This window comes from Moraxella catarrhalis (assembly GCF_001656295.1).
Lineage (GTDB): Bacteria > Pseudomonadota > Gammaproteobacteria > Pseudomonadales > Moraxellaceae > Moraxella > Moraxella veridica.
Genome location: NZ_LXHE01000014.1, coordinates 1 through 11081, shown reverse-complemented (window position 1 = coordinate 11081; position 11081 = coordinate 1). Strand labels below are relative to the sequence as shown.

At 46.1% G+C, this 11081-nt stretch carries 14 protein-coding genes; 3 read left to right on the top strand and 11 right to left on the bottom strand.

The window, feature by feature from the left end; genetic code table 11:
- Positions 1-477, top strand: coding sequence for a D-Ala-D-Ala carboxypeptidase family metallohydrolase (locus tag AO382_RS06050; protein WP_064619047.1), 477 nt, complete (start codon positions 1-3; stop codon positions 475-477).
- Between the two features lie 67 nt (positions 478-544).
- On the opposite strand, the gene AO382_RS06045 is transcribed toward AO382_RS06050, so the two are convergent.
- From AO382_RS06045 to AO382_RS06000, 10 genes are all read right to left on the bottom strand, one after another.
- Positions 545-1009, bottom strand: coding sequence for a phage virion morphogenesis protein (locus AO382_RS06045; protein WP_064619044.1), 465 nt, complete (start codon positions 1007-1009; stop codon positions 545-547).
- Positions 1010-1017: 8 nt separating this feature from the next.
- Complete coding sequence (locus AO382_RS06040) at positions 1018-1548, bottom strand: phage tail protein (protein WP_064619041.1); 531 nt, start codon at positions 1546-1548, stop codon at positions 1018-1020.
- Positions 1535-2347 carry an N-acetylmuramidase domain-containing protein gene (locus AO382_RS06035; protein WP_064619038.1) on the bottom strand — a complete coding sequence of 271 codons (813 nt, stop codon included), beginning with the start codon at positions 2345-2347 and terminating at the stop codon, positions 1535-1537. The genes AO382_RS06040 and AO382_RS06035 overlap by 14 nt, the downstream gene beginning before the upstream one ends.
- Positions 2348-2602 (bottom strand): phage holin family protein, encoded by a 255-nt coding sequence (locus tag AO382_RS06030; RefSeq protein WP_064619036.1) that lies wholly within the window; start codon positions 2600-2602, stop codon positions 2348-2350. It lies immediately after the preceding gene.
- A complete protein-coding gene (locus AO382_RS06025) occupies positions 2602-2955 on the bottom strand; it encodes a putative holin (protein ID WP_064619032.1) in 354 nt (117 codons plus the stop codon). The genes AO382_RS06030 and AO382_RS06025 overlap by 1 nt, the downstream gene beginning before the upstream one ends.
- A gap of 10 nt (positions 2956-2965) precedes the next feature.
- Positions 2966-3172: a tail protein X gene (locus AO382_RS06020; protein ID WP_064619029.1), complete on the bottom strand. Its 207-nt coding sequence runs from the start codon at positions 3170-3172 to the stop codon at positions 2966-2968.
- Positions 3172-3585 (bottom strand): head completion/stabilization protein, encoded by a 414-nt coding sequence (locus tag AO382_RS06015; protein WP_064619026.1) that lies wholly within the window; start codon positions 3583-3585, stop codon positions 3172-3174. The genes AO382_RS06020 and AO382_RS06015 overlap by 1 nt, the downstream gene beginning before the upstream one ends.
- Before the next feature lie 112 nt (positions 3586-3697).
- Positions 3698-4375 carry a phage terminase small subunit gene (gene gpM / locus AO382_RS06010; protein WP_064619024.1) on the bottom strand — a complete coding sequence of 226 codons (678 nt, stop codon included), beginning with the start codon at positions 4373-4375 and terminating at the stop codon, positions 3698-3700.
- Between the two features lie 11 nt (positions 4376-4386).
- Positions 4387-5394, bottom strand: a complete 1008-nt coding sequence (locus AO382_RS06005; protein WP_064619021.1) for a phage major capsid protein, P2 family — start codon at positions 5392-5394, stop codon at positions 4387-4389.
- 11 nt (positions 5395-5405) lie between these two features.
- Positions 5406-6236, bottom strand: a complete 831-nt coding sequence (locus AO382_RS06000) for a GPO family capsid scaffolding protein (RefSeq protein ID WP_064619018.1) — start codon at positions 6234-6236, stop codon at positions 5406-5408.
- Between the two features lie 153 nt (positions 6237-6389).
- Here AO382_RS06000 and AO382_RS05995 point away from each other — a divergent pair, with 153 nt between their 5' ends.
- A complete protein-coding gene (locus tag AO382_RS05995; RefSeq protein WP_064619015.1) occupies positions 6390-8153 on the top strand; it encodes a terminase large subunit domain-containing protein in 1764 nt (587 codons plus the stop codon).
- 124 nt (positions 8154-8277) lie between these two features.
- A complete protein-coding gene (locus AO382_RS05990; protein ID WP_064619004.1) occupies positions 8278-9264 on the top strand; it encodes a phage portal protein in 987 nt (328 codons plus the stop codon).
- Positions 9265-9742: 478 nt separating this feature from the next.
- Here AO382_RS05990 and AO382_RS05985 read toward each other — a convergent pair whose 3' ends face one another.
- Positions 9743-11080 carry an FAD-binding oxidoreductase gene (locus tag AO382_RS05985; protein WP_081261378.1) on the bottom strand — a complete coding sequence of 446 codons (1338 nt, stop codon included), beginning with the start codon at positions 11078-11080 and terminating at the stop codon, positions 9743-9745.
- Position 11081 lies beyond the last annotated feature (1 nt).

The window sequence follows — 11081 nt, the reverse complement described above, 5'->3', positions numbered from 1 at the left end:
ATGCAAATATCAAAAAACTTTCACTTGCTTGAGCTGATTCATTCTGATACAGCGATCGAGCGCGGTATCAAGAACACACCGAGCACGCAGCACAAGGCAAACTTGGTTGAAGCCACGCACCGCCTCTGGCAGCCAGTACGTGATCTACTTGGCGTCGCCATGCGTGTCAATAGCGGCTATCGTAGCCATGCGCTCAATCGCGCAGTGAATGGCTCGCAAACATCTGCGCATAGTCACGGTCTTGCGATTGACTTCGTCGCACCGAAGTTTGGTAACACACGGCAGATTGCTAAATTTCTTGCGTCAGAGCTGCCACGGCGTGGCATTCGCTTTGATCAGCTGATTTTGGAGCATCCAGATGCACTGCGTAGCTGGATACATCTGGGATACAAGCACCCCGACGGACGCCAACGCGGACAGCTACTTACCGCCGTAAAAAAAGGTGGTAAAACCGTGTATTTAAAAGGCTTGCATTAATGCAAAAAAAACCTGCCGTAGTGGCAGGTTTTATTATAAAATCGGAGCTTGTTATCTGTGAAGTAAGTCACAATTTTTCTATGTAATCCATCAGCTCTTCTTGTATCATCTGCCTATCTTCTTGGCTAAATCCAAGCAGCTTGCGCGATGGGAATTGTGCGTGTGATACCGTTTTACCGCCACCGATGCGCGCAGATAAGCCGAAATGATGCACTGCTGCGATACCTGCCACGCGATTTTTAGGCTCGATATAGAAACCATCGGCGGTGTGTTCCGTCCACATATTGGCTACCAGCCTGATTCTTTTCATCATTTTACTGCGCACTTGCTTTCTTGGCTTGCCGTTTCGATAGGTTCTCGGCTTTCGTGGTGCGTAGGATGAGCCGTCAGGATTCTGATTCGCGCCGATTCGTTTAGACTGTGAGCGACGCAATTTCATCGCGAGACGTTTTTTTAACTTGTCTATCTCTGCAGGCGACAAGTTCTCAACCATTCGCTGTAAGTGTTCGCTTAGTACTTCAATGTCACTCATATCTAACCTTATCGCAGATCTACCAATGGCATTTCCATCATCCAGTGCTGTTCTTCTGTACCAGTGGGGAATTGTCCAAGAACATCACCCGTCTTGGCGTCCACGATGCGCATCAGACGCGACTCTGATGGGCGTGTAGCGTGGGGCTCAGGCGGGTAGTCGATAGTTAGCTGTTCGCCGTCATTAACCTTAGCGATCACACGCTCAGTCAGCGGAATGGTGATAGATAGATCGGCGCGGCTGTTATCCAAGATGTCAGCGATAAATTTAACGTTATCGGCAGCCTTGTTTAAGTTTGCGAGTAGCTCAGGCTGATTTAGACGCAGCCACGCATATATCGCAAGAGTCAGCACCGCCATATCTTCTGAAAAATCAGTAATAATGATATTAAGTGTATAGCGATATTCAAAAGATAGCCCATTGGCGTGCGTGTTCACCATGCGCCCCTCATCGACGAATATCAATAGGCGGTCGGGGTTGTCAGCGAGCACTGGCAAGGATGATAGCAGATGATCGCGTAGGTCGTTAGGTTTTTTCATTGTGTAGCATCTCTAAGCGCCGCAGTTCACGCGTAAACTTCACATCATAGCCGAGCTTCTTATAGTTTCGGCCGTTATAGTACAAGAACACTTTGCTCCATTCGCCTTTTTGTAGAGCAGCTAATAGCCCCTTTTTATGCTCGATGAACCGCACGAACGCATCAAGTTGAGCTGCTTCTGACTCGTGCATCTTCATCACAAATTCGCTGATGGAAGCATAGCCGAGCGACTGCCAATTTTCACCCATGATCTGGAATTGCCCCCAGCTTGCAGACATATTTGCGCAATCTGCATCAATGGTGACCGCGATATTTAGACGCACATGTTCCGCTACGCCACCTTTGTAACCACCTGTTGCGGTGTTCACGATATTAGGGCGCAATGTCTTATGTTTATCTGCCACCACTTGTCCGTATTTCGCTTTTAGGTGAGCATACATCTTATGACGCTCGAATAGGATTTTTGGTTTGCCATGAGTATCAAAACCTGCCCCTGCGCTCTCTACAGCAGCAAATGCCTGAATGACAGGGATGGTGACACCGAGTCGCGCAGCTGCTGCCTCATAGTCTGCAGATGATAATAGTTGGCGGACTGGGCTGCTCCGGCCATGTAGCATTGACCAAGTCTTGTCCCCGACGATACCATCAGCGACCAGATTGTGCGACTTTTGAAATGCCAGTACAGATCTTTCGGTCTTAGCACCAAAATCACCATCAATGGCCAGGCTTGCTCCGTGGTCATTGAGTAGCTTCTGCAAGTGGGCGACTTTTTCGCCTTTTTTACCATATTTTAAAAGCATTTATACCTCCCAAAGTCGTGCCACATTACCTTTAGACTGCCATACTAAATAAGCAAAAATGGCTGAAAAAACCAACTCAAATAAGGTGACAGAATGCGAAATAAAGCCAATATATACTGCGTGTGCAAGGCTTGCAGCAATCATCAGCGCCGCAAGCAGCGCATGACGCCGACTGTGACGCTTCTCACCGCGTTCAAACCAAGTCAAGCGCGCACCGATAGCGACATTTAACAAAATGGCGATAAATTCAAACATCACATCCCTCCTTTTAGTCGTTTGATGATGTCAGTCAGCGCAGCAACCTCGACCCACCCCATCATCTTTAGTGAAATTGGTAAGCTAAACATTGCAGCCACCATTGACGCCAACGCCTCCCCATCAATAAAGCTATGCTCAATCACTTCAGGTCCAATATAGTAGCCGCACCCTGTGGATAGTAATAGTGTGCCAAGGCGTGATAGCGGTTTTAGGTCTTTCTTGGTGGTGGCGAATAATGCCGCACCAAGCACAGAGCCTAAGAGCGCATCACCATTCACAAACGGCAAAAATGCTGTTGCGCTCATGATGGCAGCGACGCTTGCTGCGCTCGTAGTAGATGGTTCGGCCATCGTTGTCTCCTTAATCCCATAATTGAATTGTTTGTTTTTTTGGCGCATCAACAATCATCGGTGGTATGATGACTGGCGTGCCAATAGGTAATATCGCACCATGTTCATGAATGCGTGGATTGGCTGACAGTATTAACTCTACTCGTGATGAGCCATAATAGCGGTAGCTGATTGCATCGATGCTGTCATGAAGCCTGCTATATATCACGCGTTGCATCAGATAAGCTCCGCCACAGTCTGGTTACGGCCAATCAGCTTAGATAGTGCCCACTGTTTGTTTCGGCGATATTCATCAATCGTTGCGCTCATATCGCGCGCTCTGGCATCGCCTTTGTTTGTGCTATCATAGTTGCGGTATATCTCGCAGACCTTGGCACCGACGCCATTGGCCACTGCTGAGAAGTACCAAACCTCCTGCGCTTCGCTTAGTGTAAACTTATCGAGTCGTGATAAAAGAATATGCTGCACATCAAGCAGCTCTTCGCCAATGAGTTGCATCAGTCGAGTATCTGTCACAGAGCTGTCTGTACGCAGAAAATCACGCACACGCTTGACGCTTAAAGGTGGAAAAAGCTTATCAGCAATAACCACCGTTGTATTTTCAATCTTGCCATTGGCAATTAGGCTCATATCTCACCCCATAAAATAAAAAACACGGGAACGGCTGACAGGCAGTGATCTATTGATAAATCATAAATCAAACCATCAGCAGACCCGTGTGGTGCGAGGCACGCTAGTGCCGCTAGGCGGCTAATTTCTTGGCGGCTGCTAGGTCTGCTTTGCCACCACATCGGTCATCGTATGATAGCGCTAGGCTTAATGCATCGACCGCAGAGGATGCAGAGACGGCATCACCGTCTTTGGCGCGCGCAAGATAGTGCTTACCGATGGCTAAATAAAGTTTGGCACGAACTGGATCAGGCATATCAATGACGGCATCTGTACCTGAGATAAACTCATGCAGACTCTCTAGTGTCTGAATGTCGACAGGCTGACCGCTTTTGATAAGTTTCAGCTCATTGTCTGCGATTTCTTCTACAATCAGCGTCGTTATTGTACGCTTGAATGCATCAGGCATGATCAAATTGTGTTTGATGGCATAGTATGCAATTGGCAGGGCGTCGCTGTACTGACGCAGGTCAATCAGCCATACCAGCGTATACATCAATACCTCATCTTGCACGCCAGAATCAGACGCTACGACACCTTGAGCATAACTCAGATAGTCAGCGATAATCTGTGATTTGAGCGCGATTTTTAGCTCAGTGCTTTGTACTTGTTTGAGTCTGTGCTTATCATTTGCCAGCTGTCTGAGCATCAGCTCATAGACAGTGGCGTGTTGCATCTCGCCATACTCAGCCGCTTTGGTAGCGGCTTGAGTAGCGGCATGCTTAAGAAAGTGCGCACGGGCCAAATTCATCAGCAACCTCCTTATGCGACCAGCTCAATGTTCTCAGCCATCGCACACAGACCTAGGTCCTCGATAAAGTATCCTTCATTGCTGCTCTCAAAATTCTCAATTTGATCGCGGCGTGGATTGTCAATTACAGTGCGGCGACGTGCGCCTTCTTGTACGTAGATTGACAGGTTGTCAAAAGTGGTGACAAGAATCACACCGTCTGGCATGAATGGTACGGTATACACAGGTAGATTGCCCATGCGTTTTTGACTGATAATGAGATCAGCCGCCAATGCTTCAGAGTTTGGCTGCTCCTTATTTACTAGCGGAAAATATTTATCCGCCGCCATCTTGCGACCTGTCATGACAACCAAGTCAGGGTTTGACTGGTGGACTTCATCAATCATCTCATCAACCAAATTCATAACCAGCGCATCCAGATTGTGATAGTCGCCACCATTGCCGATTCTGATTTTGCCAGATTCGCTACCTTCTTTTAGTACGCGGGCGCTATTTTCTTCACGCTGCTTTTGTAACCAGCCTTTGTTGACATCCTGAAGCTTCGGATTGCTGTCTAAGTTGGTTTTGGAAGCGACAGATTTACCATTAAAGCCGATCATGATGCGATCAAGCGCTTGGCGATGAATGATCGTATTACGAAAGCGGTTATAGAAGTAGGGGAATTTTGCCCATTGGTCAAGCTTTGCGTACTTGATGGCGGTGTCAAAGTCTGTCTTATGACATTCGTATTGACGCTCATCTAGTGCTGTTGGGTCAGTCGGTGTGCGCTCTTCAGAGTCCGTATTTGTGCGCGATGCGATAGGGCGCGCAATGCCCATACCTACCGCCTTGCCTTTCATATCTCGCACCAGATAGATGTTGATTTTTGACAAAAACTCGCTGGATTGCTGAATCTTGGTCTCTAAAGTCTGCTGCACAGAGGGTTCGACGGTGAACTGTTGACTGACGGTTGCCACTTTATTAATCGCAGCCAGCTGACTCATAGCGGCATTGAAAATTTCACGTGTAGTATTTTGCATCTTATTGCTCCTTAGCAATCAATAATCATGGTGTTTTCAGTAGATACCGCATCAGGTCGGGCAGGGTGCTGTGGGATAATATCCAACTGCGCGTTTAGCTTCTCGATCTGAGATGTCAGTGTGGCAAATTGACGCTCAACATCCGCACGATAATCTGCCTGCATCTCATACATCACAGCGGCAACTGCGGTGGCGGTCGCTTCAATGTTGTCAAAGTGTGCCTGCGCTTCGCTTTCTGTATCTTCGGTGTCCACTTGTGTGTCTTCAGGTGGTGTTACCTGCTCTTTTTCACTGAAGAATTCTTTGAGCTTGGCAACGATGCTGTCAGCCAGACTTGCATTACGCTCTGAAAAATCAAATTCAATGTCGATGGCAGCGGTGAATAAGTTGTCTGCTGACTGTTTCTTATGTGCCAGCGGATTGACTTGCGCATTTGCAGCGAACTTAAGCATCTCGGTACCTAGGCTTGCGGGGCTGTCCGTGACTGCCAAGCCCACCAAGTATGCTTTGCCAGTCTTAGCAAAGTTTGTATCAATCTCCACTGATGTGTAGATTTTTTGATTTTTGGCGTTTAATTCTTTGAGCTTGTCATTTGGAAGGATTTGAGCAAATAGTGCTAATTTATCTTCATTACCGACTTTAATCGTTTCAGCTTTGAGCGCCAGCACATCGCCATAAGCACCAAAATCACCGTCTGGCATAAAGCCACGAAAATGCTCGACATTAATACGTGCGCCATAGACATTCGGATCATAGCTTGCCGCCATCTGTTCAATCCACTCGGCGGCGATCTCACGCCCATCGGTCGTTTGGCCGGCGACGGCCACTCTATACCATTTCATAATATCTCCAATTGCAGGGTTTGGCTTAATTTACCCCTTGATTATCCTCTGCGACAATAGCGTCATGTTGTAAGACCTGCTCTTACAACAATGTAAGCGCCAAGCTAACGATAGGCTTTGGCATAATGCAGTATATTTTGATAAATTTTTCTTATGCCAATGTCTGATGTTGCTAATCTTGAGCTGATACTTGATAACCGCCTAAAAGCCAAATTCTTAGGGTGGATGGGTTGGCGCAACGCAGACATAGCCGCCGCCATTGGTGAGAATGAGAACACCATCGCAAGCTGGAAGCACCGCGATAAGTGGGACGAAATTCATGGCACGAACCGCGTCGAACAGGCGTTACAGATGCGTTTGATGACCCTGATTATGAAAGAAAAAAAGACGTCAGGCGACTATAAAGAGCTTGCCGAGTTATTCAAAAATTATAAAGAATTTGCACGCCTAGAGCGTTATCGAGCCGATGGCAATGAGGCAGATCTCAACCCCAAGCTATCAGAGCGTGGCAAGGCAAAAAAACGTAAGGCGAACACCTTCGATGACGAAGCAGTAGAGAAGCTTATTATCGCCTTTGAAGAATCATTATTTGATTATCAGCGAACTTGGTATCAGGCGGGCGGCGAACGCACGCGCGTCATTCTCAAGTCTCGTCAGATTGGGGCGACGTGGTATTTTGCTCGTGAGGCATTGATCGATGCTGTCACGACGGGACGCAATCAGATATTTTTATCAGCGTCAAAAGCCCAAGCGCACATTTTCAAAGAATATATCAAGCAGTTTGCTCACGAAGCCTGTGGGGTAGAGCTCTCAGGTGATCCAATCGTACTATCCAATGGCGCAAGTTTGACATTCTTAGGCACGAACGCGCGCACGGCACAGGGTCATCACGGCAATTTCTATTTTGATGAATTCTTCTGGGTGTATGGCTTTAATGAGCTGAACAAAGTGGCATCAGGTATGGCGATGCACAAAAAATGGCGCAAAACTTATTTTTCTACACCTTCAACCATCACGCACGAAGCTTATACATTCTGGACGGGTTCAAGGTTTAACAAGGGTAAGCCAAAAGAAAAGCACCTAAAAATTGACATTAGTCATGACGCACTCAAGAATGGCAAGCACTGTGAAGACAAGCTATGGCGTCAGATTGTCACCATCATGGATGCTCAAAATGGTGGCTGTGATTTATTTGACATTGACGAGCTGAAGTTTGAATACTCAGCGGCGGATTTTGCCAATCTTTTGATGTGTGAATTCGTTGATGACGGTGAAAGCGTATTTCCGCTAAACATGTTGCAGCCATGTATGGTCGATAGCTGGGAGATGTGGAGCGAAGATTTCAAGCCTCTGCATGCACGCCCATTTGGCAATAAACCTGTATGGGTTGGCTATGATCCTGCAGAATCAGGGGATAGTGCAGGGCTTGTGGTCGTTGCACCGCCAGCGGTGGTAAATGGCAAGTTTCGAGTGCTTGAGCGCCAACAATTTAAGGGCATGGACTTCGCAGCCCAAGCTGCAGTCATCCAAGGCGTCACCCATCGCTACAATGTTGCTTATATTGGTATTGACAGCACTGGGATGGGAACAGGTGTCGCGCAGCTCGTACGAGAGTTCTACCCAGCGCTGACCACTTTTAACTATTCGCCCGAGGTCAAGACACAGTTAGTGCTCAAGGCGTGGGATGTGGTCAAAAATGGGCGACTTGAGTTTGACGCAGGTCATACAGACCTCGCCCAAAGCCTGATGAGTATCAAAAAAACATTAACCGCCAGCCAAAGACAGATGACTTTTGTGTCTGCACGTTCAGAAGATATCGGACATGCTGACCTAGCTTGGGCGCTGATGCACGCACTGCACCATGAGCCGCTTGCTGGCCAAACAACGAACAACACCGGATTTATGGAGATAAGCTGATGAAAACAAGCCAACAATAAACCAAAGCCAAACAAGCTCAAATAGATAAAATAGATATTATTGAATGGCAGCTGTCCGAGCGCGAACGAGAGATTATTAAGAATTTAGCATAGGAATGATGAATATGACAATCACCCCACACGCCCAAGCATTTACTTTTGGCGACCCTGAGCCACTCTCAGGGCGTGAGATTTTCGACTATGTAGAATGTTATTATAATGGTAGATGGTATGAGCCGCCGACGAATCTGCATGCGCTCTCGCGCTGTTACAAGTCAATGCCGTATCTGTCAAGCGGGATTGTTTTTAAGCGCAATTTTTTAGCGAATTTATTTATCCCATCAAAACGCTTGAGTCGCAAGTCATTCGAACAAATTGCGCTTGATTTTACATGGTGTGGTAATGCCTATCTTGAAGAGATTCGCAGCGTCGGTGGTGGTGTCATAGAATACCGTCCAGCACTTGCAAAATATACGCGCCGTGGTCGTGACGGTGAGTTTTGGATGCTCTACAATGACGAACTTGGCAAAAATGAGTACAAATTTAAAAACCGTGTGCATCATGTCAAAGAATGCGACATAAACCAAGAAGTATATGGCGCACCTGAGTACTTTGCGACCTTGCAAAGCGCATGGCTAAATGAATCAGCAACTTTATTTCGACGCAAATACTACAACAATGGTAGTCATGCAGGTTTTATCTTATATGTGAATGATCCTGCCAACGATCCAAACGACATCGATGCACTACGCAAGGCACTCAAAGAATCCAAAGGGCCAGGCAATTTTCGCAATTTATTCTTTTACAGTCCTAACGGTAAAAAAGATGGCATTCAGATTATCCCTGTCTCTGAGATTGCTGCCAAAGATGATTTTGGCACAATCAAGAATATAACACGTGATGATGTGTTAAGCAGCTTGCGCATTCCGCCCCAGCTGATGGGGATTGTACCCGTCAATAGTGGTGGATTTGGTTCGATTAAGGACGCCTCAGAGATGTTTTGGTATAATGAGATATTGCCGATGCAGCGTAGAATATCTGCACTAAACGAACTGACAGGCGAAGAGTTGGTGCGCTTTAAAGATTATGATCTTCTCGAGCACAGTGGTTAAACAGACTGATCTTGTACCGCGATCTATGATAATTAGTTACATTTTCGGTACATTTATTTCTTGAATTTAGAAATATTTTATTAAAAATCAATGTGTTAAAAGATTACTTAAACTCCCGCCATCTCCACCATACCTATTACCAAGCATAACCACACATTAACATAAACCCTAAGCAAATCAAAGGCTTAGGGTTTTTTCATTACCTAATTTTTCACACACAGAATGAATGTTTATGCTATTTTATTCGATATATAGTTTTCACCTAACTTAATTTTTTTGCTATATTATAATTACTTCTGGCTATATTGAATGTCTTGAATTTCTTATTCAAAGATAGCATAGAAACCATTGCAATTGATATTAAGTGTATCTTATCGGCGTGAATGACGACATACAATCATTTGATAAATTTTTTGGTTTATAGGTGGTTATAGCTGTTTTACCTATTTCCCCAATCTGACATGAGTAGGATATTAACTCAATCAAAAATCTTCCCAGGATTGATGATGCCATTGGGGTCAAAGACGGCTTTGATGGCTTTCATATAGTCAATCTCAGTCTGGGTGCGTGTGTAGGTCAGATAAGGTTTTTTGGTCATGCCCACACCATGTTCAGCCGAGATGGAACCTTTGTATTTTTTGACGGTATCAAACACATAGGTATTGACCGTTTGACATTTTTCAAAGAACTCATCTTTGCTTAAATTGGCAGGCTTTAGGATATTTAAATGCAGATTCCCATCACCAATGTGTCCAAACCAGCAGATCTCAAAATCTGGATAATTGTCTTTGACGATCTGTTCGATATCACTGATGAAGTTTGCCAAATGGCTGATCAGTACTGACACATCATTTTTATAAGGGGTGAACACTGAAATGGTTTCAGAAATGCTTTCACGCAATTTCCAAAGCTCCTGAAGCTGACCGACACTTTGGCTCATCACGCCATCAATGATCAAGCCATCTTCGGCGCATTGCTCAAATACGCTCATCGCCAAATCCAGCACTTCTTCTGTCATCGCTTCAAATTCTAGCAATACATAAAAGGGTGCTTGGCTGTCAAAAGGTGCTTTGGTGTGACCTGCTGCGATGACTTTATCAACGGCAATTTGATCAAAAAATTCAAAAGCGGTTAAGCTCAGCGCCTTCCCAAAACGATCCAGCAGCGCCACAACGCTATTAAACTCAGGCACGCCCAGCACCATGGCGGTCAAGTTTACTGGCTGTTTTTCAAGCTTGATCAAAGCTTTGGTGACAAAGCCGAGCGTCCCTTCGGCACCGATGAACAGATGGCGAAGATCATAGCCTGTGGCGTTTTTAAGCATACCGCCGTTTAATTCTAAAATATCACCCTTGCCAGTGACGACGGTCAAGCCCAAAATTTGATTGCGCGTCATGCCATAGCGAATGACTTTGATGCCGCCAGCATTGGTGCCAATATTGCCGCCAATTTGACTTGAGCCAGATGACGCAAAATCCACCGCATAGTACAGATCTTTACTTGCGGCAAACTCTTGCAAAGCCTTGGTCACGACACCTGCTTCGACTTCTACCATACGATCGGCATCATAAAACTGCCCAATGTGATTCATCTTATCAAAACTAACCACCACTTCACCTTTTGATGCCACCGCCGCAGCCGACAGACCTGTGCGACCACCGCTAGGGACCAGGGGCGTGCCATGCTCATTAGCCAATCGGACAATGGTTGCCACCTCTTCGGTACTCTTTGGAAATAGCACCGCCTGGCAATCGGTGCTAAAGTGTACTGTCCAATCGCGTCCCCAGTGCTGCGTAGATTCGGTATCGGTTTTGATG